The 19,177-nt window shown below is 69.3% G+C and carries 19 protein-coding genes; 8 read left to right on the forward strand and 11 right to left on the reverse strand.

Annotated features, from left to right (window positions below; translation table 11 throughout):
- Positions 1 to 120: 120 nt before the first annotated feature.
- A complete protein-coding gene (locus OX958_RS29100) occupies positions 121 to 720 on the reverse strand; it encodes a hypothetical protein (RefSeq protein WP_270133138.1) in 600 nt (199 codons plus the stop codon).
- A gap of 205 nt (positions 721 to 925) precedes the next feature.
- Here OX958_RS29100 and OX958_RS29105 point away from each other — a divergent pair, with 205 nt between their 5' ends.
- From OX958_RS29105 to OX958_RS29115, 3 genes are read left to right on the forward strand one after another with little or no spacing between them, the layout of a single operon-like run.
- Positions 926 to 3,046: an MMPL family transporter gene (locus OX958_RS29105; protein ID WP_270133141.1), complete on the forward strand. Its 2,121-nt coding sequence runs from the start codon at positions 926 to 928 to the stop codon at positions 3,044 to 3,046.
- Positions 3,047 to 3,087: 41 nt separating this feature from the next.
- The gene (locus OX958_RS29110; protein ID WP_270133143.1) at positions 3,088 to 4,266 is read left to right on the forward strand and encodes a sensor histidine kinase; all 1,179 of its coding nucleotides are present in this window, start codon (positions 3,088 to 3,090) and stop codon (positions 4,264 to 4,266) included.
- Positions 4,263 to 4,946: a response regulator transcription factor gene (locus tag OX958_RS29115; protein WP_270133144.1), complete on the forward strand. Its 684-nt coding sequence runs from the start codon at positions 4,263 to 4,265 to the stop codon at positions 4,944 to 4,946. Before OX958_RS29110 ends, OX958_RS29115 begins: the two co-directional genes overlap by 4 nt.
- Positions 4,947 to 4,992: 46 nt before the next feature.
- Here the strand turns inward: OX958_RS29115 and OX958_RS29120 are convergent, their stop codons facing one another.
- The gene (locus tag OX958_RS29120) at positions 4,993 to 5,313 is read right to left on the reverse strand and encodes an AzlD domain-containing protein (RefSeq protein WP_270133147.1); all 321 of its coding nucleotides are present in this window, start codon (positions 5,311 to 5,313) and stop codon (positions 4,993 to 4,995) included.
- Complete coding sequence (locus OX958_RS29125; RefSeq protein ID WP_270133148.1) at positions 5,310 to 6,002, reverse strand: AzlC family ABC transporter permease; 693 nt, start codon at positions 6,000 to 6,002, stop codon at positions 5,310 to 5,312. Before OX958_RS29125 ends, OX958_RS29120 begins: the two co-directional genes overlap by 4 nt.
- A 53-nt stretch (positions 6,003 to 6,055) precedes the next feature.
- On the opposite strand from OX958_RS29125, the gene OX958_RS29130 reads away from it, so the two are divergent.
- The gene (locus OX958_RS29130; protein WP_270133149.1) at positions 6,056 to 6,625 is read left to right on the forward strand and encodes a helix-turn-helix domain-containing protein; all 570 of its coding nucleotides are present in this window, start codon (positions 6,056 to 6,058) and stop codon (positions 6,623 to 6,625) included.
- Here OX958_RS29130 and OX958_RS29135 read toward each other — a convergent pair.
- Positions 6,622 to 7,452 carry an SAM-dependent methyltransferase gene (locus OX958_RS29135; protein ID WP_270133150.1) on the reverse strand — a complete coding sequence of 277 codons (831 nt, stop codon included), beginning with the start codon at positions 7,450 to 7,452 and terminating at the stop codon, positions 6,622 to 6,624. The two genes, OX958_RS29130 and OX958_RS29135, sit on opposite strands and share 4 nt — an antisense overlap.
- 156 nt (positions 7,453 to 7,608) lie before the next feature.
- Between OX958_RS29135 and OX958_RS29140 the strand changes: the two genes are divergently transcribed.
- Positions 7,609 to 8,484: a helix-turn-helix domain-containing protein gene (locus OX958_RS29140; RefSeq protein ID WP_270133152.1), complete on the forward strand. Its 876-nt coding sequence runs from the start codon at positions 7,609 to 7,611 to the stop codon at positions 8,482 to 8,484.
- Between the two features lie 151 nt (positions 8,485 to 8,635).
- Positions 8,636 to 10,201, forward strand: a complete 1,566-nt coding sequence (locus OX958_RS29145; protein WP_270133154.1) for an LCP family protein — start codon at positions 8,636 to 8,638, stop codon at positions 10,199 to 10,201.
- Between the two features lie 8 nt (positions 10,202 to 10,209).
- Here the strand turns inward: OX958_RS29145 and OX958_RS29150 are convergent, their stop codons facing one another.
- The 4 genes from OX958_RS29150 to OX958_RS29165 form a co-directional block, all read right to left on the reverse strand.
- Positions 10,210 to 10,977: an anti-sigma factor gene (locus OX958_RS29150; RefSeq protein ID WP_270133157.1), complete on the reverse strand. Its 768-nt coding sequence runs from the start codon at positions 10,975 to 10,977 to the stop codon at positions 10,210 to 10,212.
- Positions 10,958 to 11,533 (reverse strand): RNA polymerase sigma factor, encoded by a 576-nt coding sequence (locus OX958_RS29155; protein ID WP_270133159.1) that lies wholly within the window; start codon positions 11,531 to 11,533, stop codon positions 10,958 to 10,960. Before OX958_RS29155 ends, OX958_RS29150 begins: the two co-directional genes overlap by 20 nt.
- Positions 11,534 to 11,561: 28 nt before the next feature.
- Positions 11,562 to 11,984, reverse strand: a complete 423-nt coding sequence (locus OX958_RS29160; RefSeq protein ID WP_270133160.1) for a class F sortase — start codon at positions 11,982 to 11,984, stop codon at positions 11,562 to 11,564.
- Between the two features lie 251 nt (positions 11,985 to 12,235).
- Positions 12,236 to 13,084, reverse strand: coding sequence for a DUF4397 domain-containing protein (locus tag OX958_RS29165; RefSeq protein WP_270133163.1), 849 nt, complete (start codon positions 13,082 to 13,084; stop codon positions 12,236 to 12,238).
- Between the two features lie 121 nt (positions 13,085 to 13,205).
- Between OX958_RS29165 and OX958_RS29170 the strand changes: the two genes are divergently transcribed.
- Positions 13,206 to 13,757: a mycothiol transferase gene (locus tag OX958_RS29170; RefSeq protein WP_270133164.1), complete on the forward strand. Its 552-nt coding sequence runs from the start codon at positions 13,206 to 13,208 to the stop codon at positions 13,755 to 13,757.
- 94 nt (positions 13,758 to 13,851) lie between these two features.
- Here the strand turns inward: OX958_RS29170 and OX958_RS29175 are convergent, their stop codons facing one another.
- Together OX958_RS29175 and OX958_RS29180 are read right to left on the reverse strand one after the other, a co-directional pair.
- Entirely contained in the window at positions 13,852 to 15,120 is a 1,269-nt protein-coding gene (locus OX958_RS29175) for a serine hydrolase domain-containing protein (protein WP_270133165.1), read from the reverse strand.
- A 162-nt stretch (positions 15,121 to 15,282) separates the two neighbouring features.
- Positions 15,283 to 16,476: an acyl-CoA dehydrogenase family protein gene (locus OX958_RS29180; protein WP_442913228.1), complete on the reverse strand. Its 1,194-nt coding sequence runs from the start codon at positions 16,474 to 16,476 to the stop codon at positions 15,283 to 15,285.
- Positions 16,477 to 16,509: 33 nt separating this feature from the next.
- Here OX958_RS29180 and OX958_RS29185 point away from each other — a divergent pair, with 33 nt between their 5' ends.
- Complete coding sequence (locus OX958_RS29185; RefSeq protein ID WP_270133170.1) at positions 16,510 to 17,856, forward strand: UDP-glucose dehydrogenase family protein; 1,347 nt, start codon at positions 16,510 to 16,512, stop codon at positions 17,854 to 17,856.
- Positions 17,857 to 17,901: 45 nt separating this feature from the next.
- On the opposite strand, the gene OX958_RS29190 is transcribed toward OX958_RS29185, so the two are convergent.
- On the reverse strand, positions 17,902 to 19,122 hold the full coding sequence (locus OX958_RS29190; protein ID WP_270133172.1) for an MFS transporter: 1,221 nt from the start codon (positions 19,120 to 19,122) through the stop codon (positions 17,902 to 17,904).
- Positions 19,123 to 19,177 lie beyond the last annotated feature (55 nt).

Here is a 19,177-nt window from a genome sequence, read left to right on the forward strand (position 1 = left end):
TGCTCCACGGAGTCGAGGCAGGCACCACCTTCAGCAGCCTGTACGCCTCAGCCGGTGGCCGAGCCTTGGCCGGTCACCGGTACTGGCGACTTCTCGACGCCCTCGCCTTCGCACCGCGAGCTAGCGGTCCTGCGGGCGATCCGGGTTGGGGCCGGGGTTGTAGCCGCCGGGCGGCGGGTAGCCCGGGAAGGTGTTGCCTTGCCGCGGGTAGCCGGGGCCGCCACTCGGGAAGGTACCGCCTGGCTGATTCTTGCGCTTGCGGACCGAGCTGATCACCAGGAGCACCACCCCCAGCCCGATGAAGATCAGCAGCGAGAACACCAGGCCCAGGATCGACAGCACGAAGGTCCCGATCGACAGTCGCGGGCCGACGGCGTACGTCGTACCGGGATCGGCCGCGACGCAGCTGACCGTGTAGTCGCCGGCGGGAACGACGTCGGTCGACCGCGCGACCAGGTACCAGCTCTTGTCGTTGATCGTGATCCGCTCCGATCCGGTCGCGACCGTCAGCGCGACCTCGGAACCGGCCGAGTTCTTCACCTCACAAGCCGGCTCCGCAGCACGCACGGAGGCCCACAACTGCAACCCGTCCTTCTTCAGCTGCACGCTCCCGGCGCCGATCGGCTGTGGCGTGCTCGGCAGGTTGCGAACCAGCAACACGGCGAAGAACGCGGCCAGGACGGCCCCGACGGCGAAGCTGGCGAGCGCGACTCGTTTCATGCCAGAACGATAGGGCCGACCACGGTCACGGTACGCCGAACCGCCGCAGCCCGGCTGCCGTCGCCGCTGCGCCATCTGCGCTGCGCCGCCTGCGCGGCTACGCCGAGGGGTGTACGCCGGGCGACGTACCCGCGTCGTCGTCGGGTCCTGACCCACTCCCCCGGCATGACGCGCCGGCCCGTTGCCTGCGACGAGGGTTGGGGCCATGACCACCTCACCTCTTGGCCGGGCCCTGAAAGCCCTCCACTCAGCCCCACGTCGTTCTCTGGTGGCGATCTTCTTCTTCGTCGTCGTCGCCGGTGTCATCGGCGGTCCGGTCGCCGGTGCTCTCGAGACGGAGGGCGGCTTCGTGGCCTCGAATGCCGACTCCGTCCGCGCCGTAGAGCGGGCCGAGGCCGCGACGGGACGCAGCCCGTCGGCCGGCGTAGTACTTCTCGTCGATGGCGGTTCCAGTGGGCCCGCGGTCAGCGCCGCCACCAACACGCTCAAAGCGGTCGACGGCATCGCCGCGGTCACCTCGGCCGGGTCCGCGACCGACGGCTCCTCGAGCCTGGTCCTCGGCACTCTCGAGGCCGGCGTCAGCAGCAACGACGTGGCCACCGACGTCCTGGAAGCGTTCGCCGACGACCCCGCCGTCACGGTCGGCGGCCAGGCCGTCGCCGGCGTTCAGCTCAGCGAGCGGGTCGCCGAAGATCTCAGCCGCGCCGAACTGCTGGCCTTCCCGATCCTGATCGTGCTGTCGCTGCTGATTTTCGGCGGCCGCGCCGCGGTCCTGCCGCTGGCCGTCGGCATCACCACCGTCATGGGCACGTTTCTGGCGCTGGCCGGGATCAACCAGGTCTACGGCCTCAGCGTCTTCGCGCTCAACCTGGTGATCGGACTCGGCCTCGGACTGGCCATCGACTACACCCTCTTCCTGGTCAGCCGCTACCGCGAGGAACTGGAAAGTCAGGGCCCGACCTTCGGTGCGGTCGCCACCACCATGCGCACCGCCGGCCGCACTGTTGCCTTCTCGGCGGCCACCGTCGCGGTCGCGCTCATCACGCTGACTGTGTTCCCGCTGGGCTTCCTCCGATCCATGGGCCTGGCCGGCGCCGTCGTTTCGGTCATCGCGGCGGTCGCCTCGCTCATCGTCACCCCGGCGGTCTTCGGCCTCTGGGGGGCGAAGCTCGCTCGCCGGTCCCGACAGGCCTCCGGGTCCGAGGCCCGCTGGTACCGCCTCTCGCAGTTGGTCATGCGCCGCCCCGGACTGGTAGCCGTCTCGACCGCCGCTGTCATGGTCGCGCTCGCGGTGCCGGCGCTGCGAGCCGAGTGGACCCCGGTCGACGGCACCGTGGTGCCCACCGACCTCAGCGCCCGCGTGGTCAGCGACACCTTGGCCCAGAAGTACGACGGCTCCGGCAACACTCCGGTGACCGCTGTGGTGCGCACCGGAGACCCGGCCGAGGCTGCGGCCTTCGCCGAGGCGGCCTCGTCCGTGCGAGGTGTCGAAGTCCCTGCCAAAGCCGTCGACCTTGGCCAGAACACTTGGCAGATCGACCTGGTCGTCGCGGGTGACGCCGCCGGAGACGTCGCCCAGCAAGCAGTCGCCGACGTCCGCGAACTGGCCGACGGCAAGGGTGTCGACGCGCTGGTCGCCGGACCCGCTGCCGAGTTCGTCGACCAGCAGGCTTCCATCGCGGCCGGCCTGCCGCTCGCGATCGCGCTGCTGGTCGGCCTCACGATGCTGGTGCTGTGGCTGATGACCGGCTCGGTGGTACTGCCGATCAAGGCGGTGCTGATGAATGTCCTGACCGTTGGTGTCGCCCTCGGGGTACTGACCTTCATCTACCAGGACGGCCGCCTGACCGGCCTGCTCGGCTACACCCCCAACGGCGGCATCGAACCGACCGACTTCCTGGTCGCCGCCGCCGTGGTGTTCGCGCTGTCGACCGACTACGGAGTCTTCCTCCTCGGCCGCATCAAGGAGTCTCGTGAGGCCGGGCTCTCCGAGCGTGACGCGGTGGCAACCGGCTTGGGCCGTACCGGCAGTGTCGTCACCTCGGCGGCGATCCTGCTGGCGGTCGCGATCGGGGCGTTCAGCACCAGTTCGATCTCCTTCATGCAGCAACTGGGCTTGGCCACCGCGGTCGGCGTCCTGGTCGACGCCTTCGTCGTCCGCTCGCTGCTGGTACCGGCCCTGATGGGATTGATGGGCAAATGGAACTGGTGGGCGCCGATGCCGCTACGCCGGCTCCACGACCGGATCGGCCTGTCGGAGGGCGGTTCCGACGCGAACAAACACCTCGCGCAGGCCGAGGCGAAGCGCCTGGCAAGTACTCCCTGAGGACGACGCCGGCTCGGGTCACGGCCCGCTACTCTCGGGGCGTGACCGGAGCCGCTGAGCGTCGCAAGCTTTTCCGGTACCTCGTCGCCGACGGGGTACCGGCGCTGCTGTGCATCGCGGCCATGGTGGTGGAACTACAGGTGCTCGACCAGGCCCGGCCGAGTGTGCTCGCAGTGTCCGCGATCGTGACCGCCTCGCTCCCGCTGGTGCTGCGCCGGCGGGCACCGGAGTGGGCGTTGTTCCTGGCGATGCTCACGCTGTTCGGGGTGCTGGTGACCGCACAGATCTACAACACCTCGGTGCTCCCAGCCGTGCTGTGCGCCTACGCGCTGGCCACCCGCCGGGGCCGCCGGACTGCCTTGGCCGCGGCAGCCCTGCTCGTCCCGGTGGTGATCATCATCCTGCAGACCCGCAGCCCGCATGCCGTGCTCTCGTGGGACACCGCGCGCAACCTCAGCCTGGTCGCGCTTCCTCTCGCGCTCGGAGTGGCGACCCACGAGCGGCAGGCCCATACCGCCGCGCTGCTCGAGCGGGCGCGCACAGCCGAGCGCACCCGGGAGGAGGAGGCTCTGCGCCGAGTCGGGCAGGAGCGACTCCGGATCGCCCGCGACGTCCACGACGTCGTCGCTCACGCGATGGTGGCGATCAACGTGCAGGCCGGCGTCGGCGCGCGTCTGCTCGACCGGAACCCCGAACAGGCTCGCCGCACCCTGACGGACATCAAAAGCGTCAGCGGTGCCGCTCTGAACGACCTGCGCTCGATGCTGGGGGTGCTGCGCGAGAACGACGGTCCCGGCGCTTCCGCGCCGGTGCACCCGACCCTCGACCTCGACGGTCTCTCCGACTTGCGAGAGAGCCTGCGATCTGCCGGTCTCGACGTCGACATCGCTGTCGACCTGGGCGCGGACGGCGGGGCTCTCCCGGCGACAGTAGGCGCGACGGGCTACCGCATCGTGCAAGAAGCGCTGACCAACGTGCTCCGGCACACAGGCCCGACCTCGGCGCACGTGCTGGTGACCCGGCACGACGACCTCGTGGTCTTCGCGGTCGAGGACGACGGGAGTCCGGCCGGAGCACCGGCTGGTGCCGGTACCGGATCAGGCCAAGGTTTGCGAGGGATGCGAGAGCGGGCCGCCGCTCTCGGCGGCTCACTGGAGGCCGGGCCCCGCCCAGGTGGCGGCTGGCGGGTGGCCGCGTCGCTCCCCATCGGAGCCCCATGATCCGGGTGCTGCTGGTCGACGACCAGACCTTGGTACGGGCCGGCTTCCGTGCCCTCCTGGAAGCCGAGGACGACTTCGAGGTGGTCGGCGAGGCCGTCGACGGCGCCGAGGCCGTCGAGCTGGCCACCCGGACCATGCCCGACGTGGTTCTGATGGACATCCGGATGCCCAGGGTCGACGGGCTCGAAGCGACCGCGCGCATCACGGCCGACCCCCGGCTCACCGGCACCCGCGTACTGGTGCTGACCACCTTCGAGCTCGACGAGTACGTCTTCGGCGCACTGCGCGCCGGGGCCTCGGGCTTCCTCCTCAAGGACGTGGATCCCGGCGCCCTGCTCGACGCGGTCCGCCTGGTCCACGACGGACAAGCTCTGCTGTCCCCGCAGGTCACCCGGCGGTTGATCGAGGCCTACGTGGCGGCCATTCCGGTCGCCGTACCAGAGATTGCCGCGGCGGTGTCGCCGGCTCCGGACGGGCGGCTCGACCGTCTGACTCCGCGGGAGCGGGAGGTTCTCGGCCTCGTCGGGCGAGGGCTGTCCAACCAGGAGATCGCCGAGCAGTTGGTGCTCTCGCCACTGACCGCGAAGACCCACGTGTCGCGGCTCTTCCTCAAGCTGGCTGCCCGCGACCGGGCCCAGCTCGTCGTGACGGCCTACGAGACTGGACTGGTAACTCCCTGAACCGAAGCGGGATAGTGCCAGCGAGACTCCGCGCGCCCAGCCCCGGTCACGGTACGCCGAGCAACCGCAGCCCGGCGGCCGTCGCCGCGGCGGCAACCACGACAAGCACGAACGGCGCCTTCCGCCAGGCCAGTACGCCGCCGACCAGCACGCCCGCCGGTCGCGCGATCCCCGCGTGGGTGTCGCCGTCCGTGAGCGCCGCGGTCGCGACCAGCGCGGCCAGCAGCACGACCGCCGCCGCCGACATCACCTGTTGCGCCCGCTCCGGCAACTCGAACCGGGTCCGCAGCAACGGCCCGGCCAGCCGGAGCGAAAAGGTGCCGATGGCAAGCACTCCGATCGCCACCAGCATCGTCGTGTCGTTCATCGCGCAGCCTCCAACGCAGCAACGGGTCTGGCAACTCGGAAGAACACCAGGCCGGTCAACGCGAGCAGCACCGGCAATCCGGCCGGCAGGAACGGCGTGGCCGCCAAGGCAACGACCACCCCGGCCAGCGCAGCCGTCCGCGTCGACCGCTCGCGCAACGCCGGCAGCACCAGCGCAAGCAGCACCGCGGGGAACGCGGCATCCAGCCCGAACGCATCGGTGTCGGTGATCACCGATCCGGCCGCGGCCCCGATCACCACTCCGAGGTTCCAGCAGACGAAGATCCCGATCCCGCAGACCCAGTACGCCGCCCGCTTCTGCCGGAACTCGTCCTGCCCGAGCGCGAAGGCGACGTTCTCGTCCGTCATCAGGTGACTGCCGGGCAGCCGCCGCCAGCCACCGCCGATCAGATCGCTGACGGCCAGCCCGAACGCGACGTGCCGGCTGTTCACCAGCAACCCCGCCACGGTGGCGGCGACCGGGCTGCCGCCGGCCGCGACGATCCCGACGAACAGGAACTGCGACGCTCCGGCGAACACCAGCACGGACAGCGCGATCGGCACCCAGAACGCGAGTCCCCCGCCGACGCTGATCGCACCGTAGGAGAGCCCGACGATGCCGTCGGCCAGGCAGACCAGCGCGATGTCCCGCAGCAGTCCAGGATCGATTGTTCGCCATGTCGAACGCATGTGTTTTATGATGAACACCTCGAGACCGTTCGTCAAGCCGAACGGTTGGACCGATGGAGCGAACACAGATGGACAGCAAGGCACCACTCGACGTCATCGCGTCCTCGCTGCGCCGCGAGCGCGGCCGGGCCGGCCTGTCCCTCACCGAGGTGGCCAAACGGGCCGGGATCGCGAAGTCCACCCTGTCCCAACTGGAGTCGGGCACCGGCAATCCGAGCGTCGAGACGCTCTGGGCGCTCAGCGTCGCGCTGGAGATCCAGTTCGCCGACCTGCTCGAGCCACAGCGCCCGAAGGTTCAGGTGATCCGGGCGAACGAGGGTCCGGCGATCCGCTCGGAGCATGCCGACTACAGCGCCACCCTGGTCGCGGCCAGCCCACCCCACGCCAGGCGCGACCTCTACCGCATCGTCGTCGCGCCGGGACCGGGCCGGGAATCCCAGCCCCACATGCCCGGCACGATCGAGCATGTCGTGCTCAGCACCGGGCGGGCCCTGATCGGCCCACTGGAGGAGCCGATCGAGCTGCACCCGGGCGACTACATCGCCTACCCCGGCGACGTGCCCCATCTGTTCAAGGCACTCGCCGCGGACACCACCGCCGTACTGGTCTCGGAGACCTCTTAGTTCTTGCGGCCGACGCCGCCGGCGATGCACTCCTCGATCTGGCTGAGCGGCTTGACCCGGGGGCCGTCCGGCCACCACTCGTCGCACAGCACCAGGCCGGGCTCCATCAGTTCCAGCTCGCCGAACATCGCCCGGATGTCGCCGTAGGTGCGGAACAGGCCGCTGCCCATCGGGCTGTGGGTGAACCGCTCCTCCAGCGCGCGGGCGGTCTTGGCGTGCGCCGGCGTCTCCGGGTCGAGGAAGTGCGAGAGCACGACGTACGACCCCGCGACCAGCGTGTCGGTGTACTGCTTGATCACGCCAGGGCCGTCGTCACCGAGGTAGTGGTGCATGGTGCCGTTGTGGATCAGCGCGATCGGCTGGCCGAAGTCCAGGAACTCCCGGACCTCCGGGTGGTCCAGCACCTCCGACGGCTTGAAGATGTCGGCGCTGATGAACAGGGTCTGCTCGTTCTCCTCCAGCAGCGCGCGTCCGTGCGCGAGCACCACCGGGTCGTTGTCGACGTAGAGGACCTTGGCCTTGGGCTCCAGCCGCTGCACGATCTGGTGGGTGTTCTCCGCGGTCGGCAGGCCGGAACCGCAGTCCAGGTACTGCGTGATGCCCACCTGGCCGGCCAGGAAGCGGCACGCGCGGACCAGGAAGTTGCGGTTCGACCAGGCCAGGTCGGTCACCTCCGGGGCCACCGTCGCCACCTGGCGCAGTACCTCGCGGTCGATCTCGAAGTTGTCCTTGCCGCCCAGGAACGCGTCGTACACCCGCGCGATGCTCGCCCGCGTGGTGTCCACCCCGACCGGTACCGAGCTCGGGGACATCTTGGTGTCGGGCATCAGCGACCTCGCAGAACGTCGGCAGAACGGGGCTGGAGAGCAGAGCCTACTAACAGTAGGGGAACGATTCCAGTTCGTGGGGGCGCGTCGACCTGCCCCGGGCAGGCCCCGATCGTGAAATGATCCTCGTCTGCGGCAGCGACAGGGAGGATGGCGGTGACAGAGCAAGGAGCGCCGGGCGGGCCGACCGCACTGCGGATCATGCTCGGCGCGCACCTCCGCCGAATGCGCGAGGACGCCGACATCACCCGGGCCGAGGCCGGCTACGCGATCCGCGGCTCGGAGTCGAAGATCAGCCGGCTCGAGCTGGGCCGGGTCGGCTTCAAGGTCCGCGACGTCGAGGATCTGCTCACCCTGTACCAACTGAAGGACGAGGCCGAGCGCACCCGGCTGGTCAACCTGGCCAAACAGGCGAACAACCCCGGCTGGTGGCAGCGCTACGACGACATCACGCCGAACTGGTTCCACTCCTACCTCGGTCTGGAGATGGCCGCCGAACTGATCCGTACCTACGAGGTCCAGTTCGTGCCCGGTCTGCTGCAGACTCCCGAGTACGCCCGCGCGGTGATCCGGCTCGGCCGCGGCGAGCGGCCGTTGCCCACCGCCGAGATCGACCGGCTGGTAGCACTGCGCAAGACCAGGCAGGAAATTCTGCAGGGCACGAACCCGGCCCGGTTCTGGGCGATCGTCGACGAGTCCGTCCTGCGCCGGCCGATCGGCGGCCAGGCCGTCCTGCGGGGCCAGCTGGAGTACCTCGCAGAAGTGTCCAGGCTGCCGAACGTGACGCTCCAGATCCTGCCGTTCTCGGCCGGCGGCTACGCGGCCACCGGCGGCGCGTTCAGCCTGCTCCGGTTCGCCGACGCCGACCTGCCCGACATCGTCTACATCGAGCACCTCACCAGCGCGGTCTACCTGGACAAGCTGGAGGACCTGGACGAGTACGTGATTACGATGGACTCGCTGTCGATCGCCGCCAGTACGCCGCGGCAGACCCAGCAGCTGCTCACCGACCTGATCAAAGCGCTGGCCTGACCCGCAGGCGCGAACAGCTAGCCCTGAGCGACGCCGTGACCACGATCCGTCAGCCAACATCAGGCCTTGGTAAACCGACAACCATCTGCACCCCGGATACGTCATATTGTGTGCGCCCAACTCTCCCTTGGATGGAGTTGTAGACACACCGATGCCGAGTGACCAGCACCAACCCGCACCTTCGCGGGGCCGGGCCCGGCGGGCCGCGCCCCGGCGACGGGCCGGCCGGCCACGCCGTACCGGCGCGATCCTCGGTCTGACGCTGCTCGGCTCGCTGATCCCGGGGGTCGGGTACCTGGCAGCCGGCTGGAAGAAGCTCGGCGCGGTCGTGCTCACCGTCAGCCTCGCTCTGCTCGGGCTGGCCGGCTACTACGGCCTCACGCAGCGGGAGCGGATCATCGAGCTGGCGGTGGCGCCCAAACAGCTGCAGTACGTCACGGTCGGGCTCTGTCTGCTGGGCACGCTGTGGATCGTCGTCATCGTCACTTCGCACCGGGCCCTGCGCTCGGGAACCGCGACGAAGGGCTCGCGGTTCGGTGGCGCGGTACTGGTCGGGCTGCTCAGCTTCGCGGTCGCCGTACCGACCGCGATGGGCGTGCAGACCGCTCGGACGCAGCAGGACCTGGTGCAGACCGTCTTCGCCGGTGGCAACAGCAAGAGCGCGACCCGGCCGACCGTCAAGAACAAGAAGGACCCGTGGGCCGGTAAGCCGCGGCTCAACGTGCTGCTGCTCGGCGCCGACGACGCGGCCAAGCGCGACGGGGTCCGGACCGACACCGTGATCGTCGCGAGCATCGACACGGTCACCGGCAACGTGTCGCTGATCTCGCTGCCGCGCAAGCTGATGTTCATGCCGTTCCCGAAGGGCACCAAGCTGCACGAGGAGTATCCGGACGGTTTCGGCGAGGACGGCATCAGCATGGCTGACCGGCTGGAGTGGATGCTCGACGCGATCTACAAGAACGTGCCGGAGCAGCACCCCGGCATCGTCGGGCCGTCCGACAACGAGGGTGCCGACATCCTCAAGCTCACCGTCGGCGAGGCGACCGGTCTGCCCCTGGACTACTACGTGCAGATCAACCTGGCCGGCTTCACCCAGCTGGTCAACGCGCTCGGCGGGATCAGGGTCAACATCAACTACCCGATCCCGGTCGGCGGCAGCGACGACGCCAAACGCCCGCCGAACTACTACCTCCAGCCGGCCAAGGACAAGCACCTCTGGGGCCTGGAGGCCCTCTGGTACGCCCGCGGCCGGTACATGATCCCCAACCCCGACGACGCCCGGAGCGCCCGTCAGCGCTGCGCCATCCACGCGATCGCCGAGGCCGCGACACCGCCGAACCTGCTGAAGAGCTACCGGAGCCTGGCCGAGGTCGGCAAGAACATGCTGCGCACCGACATCCCGCAGGAGCTGCTGCCCGCCTTCCTCGAGCTCGCGCTGAAGATCAAGTCGGCGAAGGTGTCCGAGGTGCCGCTGGACGGGAAGAAGCTCAAGTTCGCCTACCCGCACCCCGACTACGACGGGCTGCGCGCCACCGTCGCGGCGGCCCTGGCGGCCAAGCCGGCTTCGACCACACCGACCACTCGCGGTACGCCGAAGCCCGCGCAGCCGACCCGCAAGGCGACCAACAAGCCGTCCACACCCTCGACGCCGAACACGGCCGCGCCCGCCGACCTGGCCGACGCCTGTGAGTACCACCCGGTCGAAGCGCCCTAGGGCGTAGGTCAGGCCGGCAGGGTGCCGCGGATGACGCTGTCCAGCGAGTGCTCGGGTTTGCCGTCCTCCGGCTCGAGCGAGACGTCGACGATCCGGTAGCCCTGAGCGGTCAGTTTCGGCGGTACGACGTACGTCCCGCCCGCGCTCGGATCGAGCACCCCGAGCGAGACCATCCGCTTCCCGTCGACATTGATCAGCCACAGCTCGTAGAACCCCTGCGGCGCAGGCAGCCCGTTGACGCCGACCCGTAGCTCGGTGCCGGTTCCGGTGCTGATCAGATTGGCGACACCGTCGCCGGTCTTGCCCGTCAGCGGATCGAGCCGCACACTCGCCACCGGCGGTGGCTGCGTCGGCACCGGGTTGTCCTCGCCCAGTACGCGCGCTCCGAGCACGCCGGCGATCAGGCCGGCAGCCGCTGCCACCGCACCGACCAGTACGACGCGACTGCGTCCGTGGCGCACTGCCCGCCCGGCGGCCCGGGTGTCGCCGATCCGCACGGGGTCGCGGTCGGCCAGCGTCGTACCGGCGTACGGGGCGGTGGTCCGGGCGCCTTCGTTCAGGCCCAGTTCCTCCACCACACGGTCCCAGACCAGCGGGGGCGGCGCTTCGAGCCCGTCGCCGGACTCCAACTCACGGGCCAGCCCGGCCAGCTCCCGGAGCTCCTCGATCTCGGCGCGGCAGACCGCGCAACCCGCCAGGTGCTGTTGTTCCCCGGCACCGGGCGTGACGTCCTCCAGCGCGTACTGCGCCAGCAGTTCAGGCTCCAGGTGTTCCATGAGTCACCTCCTTCAACCGGTCGCGGAGGTGCAGGAGGCCCCGACGCACATGGCTCTTCACCGTACCGAGCGGCAGCTCGAGTCGTTCGGCGATCTGCGAGTACGTCTGGTCTTCGTAGAAGACGAGCCCGAGGATGGTTCGGCGGGGGTCATCAAGTCTGGCGATCTCGTCGGCCAGCACCAGCCGGTCCACGATCCGCTCGTCGACGGGCGCCGTCCGGGCTTCTTCCCGCACCGAGCCGACCGCCGCCAGCGTGCGCTGGTCCTTGCCGCGCGCCGCCAGCCGGTCCGCGACGCGATGCCGGGTGATGCCGATCAGCCAGGCGCTCAGCGAACCGGCCGACGGGTCGAAGGTGGCCCGGCCGCGCCAGGCCGAAACGAACACCTGCTGGCTCACGTCCTCCGCGTCGGTCCGGTCGCCCAGAGTCTTCAGGGCGACGCCGAACACCAGCGGCGACCAGCGCCGGTACGCCTCGGCCAGTGACTCCTCATGGCCGGCCGCGAACGCTGCAGCTACCTCGGCTGCAGTCAGTTCACCAGACTCGACGGGTCTCACCCCGCGCACTCTATCTGTGCTCCACTCACTAGGCAGGTGTGGCGGTGACAACAAGATTCTGCTGGTAGCCGCCACGGTCGGGGAGATACTGGCCGCCGCAGGTGACGACCTGAAGGCGGCGTGGTCCGCTCCGGTCGAAGACGGAGTCAAGGGCGAGCGTCTGTTTGTCGACATCTCGCACCGCCTCCACTCGGTATCTCACGATCTGTCCGTCGGACAGCCGGAGCTCGATCGGGTCGCCGACCCTGACCCGGCTCAGTCGCGCCAGCGGCCCTACGCCGTACTGACGGCTGTCGAGGTGCCCGCCGAGTACCACCGACCCGGCGGCCGCTCCTGGCGCCGGACCGAACCGGTACCAGCCGATGCGCGTCGGGCTGACCGGCAACTCCATCTGGCCGTCTGCGGCGACTCCGGTCGGTACGACGGGCATGCGCAGGCCTGCTCGCTTCACCACCAGCTCCACCGGGACCCGAATCGCTGCTGCGGGAGCGGGCGATGGAGTGGAAGGTGCAGACGAGGCGGCGGCGGTGGCCGGCGGCCGGGGGTTTCCACTCGGCTCACCCGCCACCACACTCGCCGCACCGGCTCCTGGTTCCTCCGCCGCGCTGTTTCCGGCTGGGCCCTCGCGGCCGTACCAGTACAACGGCACGGCCACGAGGGTGCACAAGGATGCGACCAGCAGTACTACGCTCTTGCGTCTGTTCACCGCTTCGCGCGGACCAGCCGCCCGGTGGAGGCGACCAGACCGAGCATGGCCAGCAACATCAGCCCGAATGCCCAAGCAGGCAAGGCGTTCTGCGACTGGACCGCGGCCTGGCCACCGGTGCCACCAGGGATACCCGTCGGGTTCCCGTGCAGCCCGTCGATCGTCTGCACCGCCAGCTTGAGGTTCTTCGCGCTCGCGCTGCCCCACGCGTAGACGATCGTGCTGGTTCCCTCGGCCAGCGGTACGTCGGCCGGGCCGAGCGCGACGGTCGTCGTACCGGCCAGGACCACGTCGGCCTTCACCGTGCCGGCCGGCAGGTCGGCCTTGGCCTCCTTGGGGTTGATCAGCCCTGGGAACACAGGCTTTCCGCCGGCCCGGATGTCGACGGCCGGAGCCGCCGCCGTGTGCCGGACCGTCAGCCGGGCCTGACCGGCCTTGAGCTTCGAGACGTCGTTGACGAACGGCGTCAGCTTCGGCTTGCCGGCCGCGTCCAGGTGCGCGACCACGGTGACGTTGACGCCACCGGGGACCTTGACCCCGTTCGCCTGGATGACGGCCTTGCCGTTGGCGCCGGCTCCCGCGGCGACCACCTTCAGGTCGTAGGTGCCGGCCGGAAGCTTGAGCGGATCGGTGAGCGTGCCGGGCTTGAAGTTCTTGAGCAACTCCTTGCCACCCGCATATACGTCGACGGTGGCGCCCGGCACACCGTGCAGGACCGAGACGGTCGCGTCAGCTGTGGCGCGGGTCGATGCCCGCTCACCGGCCTGTGCCGGTACTACGGCGGTTGCAGCAGCCAGAGCGATGACGCCCGCAACTGCGACGGCTGCAGAACGACGGTGAAACATGTCTACCTCCCGGATCGGGTGCTTTATCTCCTCTTCTCGCGCCGGCCCGGCAACGGATGCACCCGGGGCGAGATTTCTTTCCAGGAAGCGAAGCGTCCGCGATCGGTTCTACGGTGACGCCATGGATTTCTGCGAACCGCCCGTCGCGGGCACCGAAGAAGAACACCTGCTCGGCGCGCTGGATCGCCTGCGCACCACCTTCCGCTGGAAGGCCGACGGCCTCGACGCGGCCGGCCTCCGGACCCGCGTCGGCGCCTCTTCGCTCACCATCGGCGGCCTGCTCAAACACCTGGCACTGCACGAGGACCACATGTTCACCGTCAAGTTCCGCGGTGAGCCCCTCGGGCAGCCCTGGAATGCTGTCGACTGGGAGAGCGACAGGGACTGGGAGTTCAGCTCAGCGGCCGGCGACTCCCCCGAAACCCTCTATGCCCTGTGGGACAACGCGGTAGCCCGCTCCCGCGCCACCCTCGCGGCCGCCCTGGCCGACGGCGGCCTCGACCAGCCCGCCGCCATCACCTGGCCCGACGGCCGCCACGCCAGCCTCCGCCGCCTCGTCTACGACAAGGTCGAGGAGTACGGCCGCCACACCGGCCACTGCGACCTGCTCCGCGAAGCCATCGACGGCCGAACCGGCGAAGACCCACCCTCCGGCTGGCACCCCGTCAGCTGATGCCCTTGAGCAACTCCCGGTCATGCTGTGCTTTCGTGCGGAGTGGTCGCCGGTGCCTGGTGGTGGGAACGGGTATCGGTGCGGAGGCGAGGACTCAGCGGGTCGGGACGGGCCGGCCATACATTGCGCAGGCGGCCTGCTCGACCAGCGCATGGTGTGCTGCGGCGTGAGCCGGTACGCCGAGACCTTGCTGCTCGGTCACGATGACCGCGGCGCTGCGGGTGCCGGTGCGGTCGGTGAAGATATCTGAGCGGTACCCCGGAATACCGCCGGTGTGCCCGTACACCGGACCGCACGGCGTAGGGATCTTCGCGAGGCCGAGCCCATAGCTACCCGCGGTGGGACGCTCTGGATCAGCCGGGATCATCGTCAACATCTGTCGCAACTGCGCCGGGGGAAGCAGCCGACCGGACATCAGCGCCGTCAGGAAACGAGACCAGTCCCTGGTCGTGGAGACGATCCCTCCGGCCGCGCCGGCCCAGCTCGGATCGATCGTACTCACGTCCACGTGGCCATCGTGTTCGTTTCCGACGAAATGGAAGCCGGGCGGCAGGCCCGGTATGACGGCACCGAGATGCGCGGCATCCGGCTCGTAGCCGGGAGCCAGCGTGTCCCTCTTCCGTGGGACCGCACTAGACGCGAGATAGGTCCGGTTCAGGTGCAGCGGTTGGATGATGCGCTCGTTCAACAGCGAAGACAGGTCGCGACCAGTTACCCGCTCGAGCACCAGCCCGAGCGCCACGTAGTTCGTGTTGCTGTAGAACCACTTCTCGCCAGGAGCAGCCACCGGAGGCTGGCTGGTTCCTGCCGCCAGCAACTCCGCGGCGGTCCACGATCGCTTCTCCAGTCCGAAGACGGAGCGTAGGACCTGTTCGTCGTCGGTGTTGTTGGCCAGGCCGCTCGTGTGGTTCAAGAGCATTCTCAGACTGATACGGCCGCCGTTGGGGATCATGCCCGGCAGCCACTTCTCGACAGGCTGATCCAAGGCGAGCCTGTGTTCACCGACCAACTGCAACACCAGCACCGCAACCATCGTCTTCGTGTTGGAGCCGACCCTGAGCTGGTCTCCAGGCTTCAGCCGGTGGTCCACCTTGGTCCACTCCGCCTGGCTTGCCAGCTCGGTCACGCCTCCTCGGCCACGGTCGACGCGCACCACCGCTCCAGGAACCCCCGCAGCCACCGTCCGCCGTACAGCGTCAACCAGCGTCGCGCTTGGGCCGCCAGCCGCACCCCGCGGGTGCGTTTCGACCTCGGCCGATATCGATGCCGCTGCGCCGCTGAGGCCAACGCCTGCCAATGTCACGGACAATCCGACGGCCAGCAATATCGCCGTACCCCGAAACCCCTTACCCACAATGGTCATCTGCTCAACCCTTTGTTCTTTCGGCTTACTGCCTCCTGAACATGCTGCCAACCACCGAGCCCATGAACCATCCAGTCAGCACCCGAAACAGTGCTGGCGCAGGCTCTACCCCAACCGGCCGAAGCCCAGCGTCGGTGGCCATTCTGCGCCGAGGAACACCGCTCAGCTGATGCCCTTCAGCAACTGACGCGCCATCACGATGCGCTGGACCTGGTTGGTGCCTTCGTAGATCTGGGTGATCTTGGCGTCGCGCATCATTCGCTCGACCGGGTAGTCGTGGGTGTAGCCGTAGCCGCCGAGGAGCTGGACGGCGTCGGTGGTGACGGCCATGGCTACGTCGGAGGCGAAGCACTTGGCGGCGGCGCCGAAGTAGGTGAGGTCGGAGTCGTTGCGTTCGGAGCGGGCCGCCGCGGCGTAGGTGAGCTGGCGGGCGGCCTCGATCTTCATGCCCATGTCGGCGAGCATGAACTGCAGGCCCTGGAACTCGGCCAGGGCCTTGCCGAACTGCTTGCGCTCCTTGACGTAACCGAGGGCGTAGTCGAGCGCGCCCTGGGCGATGCCGAGGGCCTGGGCGGCGATCGTCACGCGGGTGTGGTCGAGGGTGGACATCGCCGTACCGAAGCCGGTGCCGAGGTCGCCGATCAGGCGCGAGGCCGGGATCCGGACGTTGTCGAAGTACACCTCGCGGGTCGGCGAACCCTTGATGCCGAGCTTCTTCTCCGGGGCGCCGAAGGAGACCCCCTCGTCGGCCTTCTCGACCACGAAGGCGCTGATGCCCTTGGAGCGCGCGTCCGGGTCGGTCACCGCGAAGACGGTGTAGTAGTCACTGACGCCGGCGTTGGTGATCCACCGCTTCACACCGTTCAGGACGTAGGTGTCCCCGTCGGCGACGGCGCGGGTCTTCATCGACACGGCGTCCGATCCTGCCTCGGGCTCGGACAGGCAGTACGAGAACATCGCCTCGCCCGCCGCGACCGGCGGCAGGTACCGGTCCTTGACCTGGTCGGACCCCGACAGCAGCAAGGGCAGCGAGCCGAGCTTGTTGACCGCGGGGATCAGCGAGGTGGACGCGCAGGCGCGGGCCACCTCCTCGATCACGATCACGGTGGCCAGCGCGTCCGCGCCGGCGCCGCCGTACTGCTCGGGGATGTGCGGGGCGTGGAAGTCCGACGCCTTCAGCGCGTCGTACGACGCCTTCGGAAACTCCGCCAGCTCGTCCACGTCACCGGCGTTCGGGGCCACCTTCGCGTCGCAGACGTCGCGAACGGCCTCCCGGATCGCCTGGTGCTCCTCGGACAGCGCGTACAGGTCGAATGAGTTACTCACGAGTATTAATGTACGCCATGAGCCCGTCATCGGCTGCTCACCACGATCGGTAGAGTCCTTCGCATGACTGAAGGCAGCAGCGGCACCGCGCGACCACTGCGGATCGCGGTGATCGGCACCAACTACCTCGGCGCCAACACGGCCGCGGGAATGGCCGAGTTCGGCTTCGATGTGATCGGCGTCGAGATCGACGAACACCGGCTGAAACTGCTGAAGGACGGCAAGGCGCCGCTGTACGAACCGGGTCTCGATCCGCTGCTGAAGAAGCACACCGACTCCGGCCGGCTGCGGTTCACCGCCGACTACACCGAGATCGGCGACTGGGCCGACATCTACTTCATCTGCGTCGGTACGCCGCAGCTCGAGGGCAGTGACGCCGCCGACCTGTCCCAGGTGCACTCGGTCGTCACCATGCTCGCCCCGTTGCTGACCAAGCCCTGCCTGGTGGTCGGCCGTTCCACCGTCCCGGTCGGTACGTCGAAGATCGTCGAGGAGCGCTTCCACAGCGAAGCGCCCGCCGGGTCAGGGGTCGAGATCGCCTGGCAGCCCGAGTTCCTCCGCGAGGCGCACGGCGTCGACGACACGCTGCACCCCGACCGGCTGGTCTTCGGCGTCCAGTCCGAGGCCGCGGAAGCCAAGCTGCGGGAGGTCTTCGCCCGGCCGATCTCCGAGGGTACGCCGGTGGTGGTCTGCAACCTGCCGACCGCCGAGATCGTCAAGGGCGGCGCGAACGCCTTCCTGGCCACGAAGATCTCCTTCATCAACGCCCTGGCCGGCCTCGCCGACGCGACCGGCGCCGACGTCACCCTGCTCGCCGACGCGCTCGGCCACGACAAGCGGATCGGCCGCGGCATGCTGAACGCCGGCCCCGGGTACGGCGGCGGCTGCCTGCCGAAGGACCTGCGCTCGTTCATGGCCAGAGCCGGCGAACTCGGCGTCGAGGAGATCATCACGCTGCTGCGCGAGGTCGACGACATCAACCAGCACCGGCGCGGGCGGATCGTCGACGTCGTGCACGAGATGCTCGGCACCGAGTGGATCGGCCGCAACGTGACGGTGCTCGGCGCGGCCTTCAAGGCCGGGACCGACGACGTCCGGGACTCGCCCGCCCTCGACATCGCCGGCCGGATCCAGTTGCACGGCGCGACCGTCACCGTCTTCGACCCCGAAGCGATGGAGAACGCGCGCAAGGTCCGCCCCACCTTCCGGTACGCCGCCTCGGCGGCCGAGGCCTGCGAGGGCGCGCACCTGGTGCTGCACCTGACCGAGTGGCCGCAGTTCCGCGAACTCGACCCGGCCGCGCTGCGCGGGGTGGTCGACGCGCCGGTCGTGGTGGACGCGCGGCTGACCCTGGATGCGCAGAAGTGGCGGGACGCCGGCTGGATCTACCGCGCGCCCGGCCGGCCCTAGCCGACAGGTCTTTCGCCAAGCCGGCCGGTGCTCGCCGGCCGGCGGCTAGGAAACGGTCGCGTTCCTGAGCACGGGACGGGTGAGCGCGACCAGGCCGATCAGCGCCGATGCGACGGCGATACCGAGGCAGACACCGGTGATGCCCACCCCGTCCAGGTCCGAGAAGGTGCCCAGCACGGGGTTCATCACGACCAGCGCGAGGCTCTGGCAGAGCACGACCACGGACTGCAGGCGGGACTGGTACTCCCGCTCGACCGAGTTCATCAGCAGCGGCAGCACGTGTCCCGTGAAAGTTCCGACACCGATGCCGCTGACCATGCCGGCCAGGAACATGAGCGGCAACGAGTCGAGCACCGACAGGCCGAACAGTCCGGCCCCGGCCAGCAGCAGTCCGAAGGCGGCGAACATGCCCGGCCGGGGGAAGGCTCCGCGGGCCAGGATGCGCAGCGCGATGACACCGACGCCCAGGCTGCGACTGGCGACCAGCAGGCCGGCGGTCGACGCGTCCCAGCCGTGATCCCTTGCCAGCAAGGGAAGCAGCAGCGCGTCGAGCGGCATCAGCAGACCGGCCGCGACCGTCATGGTGATCAGCAGAGCGCGGGTGAGCGGTCGCCCGAAGGCGACCTTGACACCGTCGGCGATGGACCGGAACATGCCGGTGCGTGGCCCGGTGGCGGCAGCCGGCAACCCCTTCAGCGACAGCAGTACGACGATCATCACCGCGAAGGTCAGGGCGTCGAAACCCGCTGCCGCGGTCAGCCCCGACCAGTTGACCAGCACCCCGCCGACCGCCGTACCGGTGACCGCGAAGACGACGCCGGTGACCTGGAAGCTGGCCAGCGCCCGCGGGACCAGCTCCGGCGAGACCAGCAGCCGGGGCATCGAGCGCGACGACGGCAGGAAGAACGCGTCGATGACACCGACCACGAGCGCGGTGATCAGCAGCAGGCTGATCGGCTCACCGACGGCCAGCGTGGCCGGGACCAGCGCGGTGGTGACCACGAACATCGCGACACAGCTGGCCAGCAGGACCTTCTGTGCGCCGTACCGATCGCCGACGGCGCCGCCGATCAGCAGCAGCGCCGCGCGAGGCGCCGCGGCCAGCAGCAACACCAGTCCGGCGACCTGGCCGCCGTGCCGGCTGGCGGACCAGCCGATGGCGAACGTCATGGTCAGATCGCCCAGCAATGACACAGCAGCGCCGAACAGCCAGATCCAGTAACGGACCGGGATGCGCTGAGTATCCGGTTCTGTGGGCGGAGTCACGAGCGACGACCTTAGACGAGGTTGGTGGGAATCTCACGGCTACCCGCCCCAGGTC

The organism is Kribbella sp. CA-293567, from assembly GCF_027627575.1.
GTDB lineage: Bacteria > Actinomycetota > Actinomycetes > Propionibacteriales > Kribbellaceae > Kribbella.

What these genes read in the sequence shown, in the direction of transcription:
- OX958_RS29100 (WP_270133138.1), bottom strand. Translation starts at nt 720, where the DNA reads ATGAAACGAGTCGCGCTCGCCAGCTTCGCCGTCGGGGCCGTCCTGGCC.
- OX958_RS29105 (WP_270133141.1), top strand. Translation starts at nt 926, where the DNA reads ATGACCACCTCACCTCTTGGCCGGGCCCTGAAAGCCCTCCACTCAGCC.
- OX958_RS29115 (WP_270133144.1), top strand. Translation starts at nt 4,263, where the DNA reads ATGATCCGGGTGCTGCTGGTCGACGACCAGACCTTGGTACGGGCCGGC.
- OX958_RS29120 (WP_270133147.1), bottom strand. Translation starts at nt 5,313, where the DNA reads ATGAACGACACGACGATGCTGGTGGCGATCGGAGTGCTTGCCATCGGC.
- OX958_RS29125 (WP_270133148.1), bottom strand. Translation starts at nt 6,002, where the DNA reads ATGCGTTCGACATGGCGAACAATCGATCCTGGACTGCTGCGGGACATC.
- OX958_RS29130 (WP_270133149.1), top strand. Translation starts at nt 6,056, where the DNA reads ATGGAGCGAACACAGATGGACAGCAAGGCACCACTCGACGTCATCGCG.
- OX958_RS29135 (WP_270133150.1), bottom strand. Translation starts at nt 7,452, where the DNA reads ATGCCCGACACCAAGATGTCCCCGAGCTCGGTACCGGTCGGGGTGGAC.
- OX958_RS29145 (WP_270133154.1), top strand. Translation starts at nt 8,636, where the DNA reads ATGCCGAGTGACCAGCACCAACCCGCACCTTCGCGGGGCCGGGCCCGG.
- OX958_RS29150 (WP_270133157.1), bottom strand. Translation starts at nt 10,977, where the DNA reads ATGGAACACCTGGAGCCTGAACTGCTGGCGCAGTACGCGCTGGAGGAC.
- OX958_RS29165 (WP_270133163.1), bottom strand. Translation starts at nt 13,084, where the DNA reads ATGTTTCACCGTCGTTCTGCAGCCGTCGCAGTTGCGGGCGTCATCGCT.
- OX958_RS29170 (WP_270133164.1), top strand. Translation starts at nt 13,206, where the DNA reads ATGGATTTCTGCGAACCGCCCGTCGCGGGCACCGAAGAAGAACACCTG.
- OX958_RS29175 (WP_270133165.1), bottom strand. Translation starts at nt 15,120, where the DNA reads ATGACCATTGTGGGTAAGGGGTTTCGGGGTACGGCGATATTGCTGGCC.
- OX958_RS29180 (WP_442913228.1), bottom strand. Translation starts at nt 16,476, where the DNA reads ATGACGGGCTCATGGCGTACATTAATACTCGTGAGTAACTCATTCGAC.
- OX958_RS29185 (WP_270133170.1), top strand. Translation starts at nt 16,510, where the DNA reads ATGACTGAAGGCAGCAGCGGCACCGCGCGACCACTGCGGATCGCGGTG.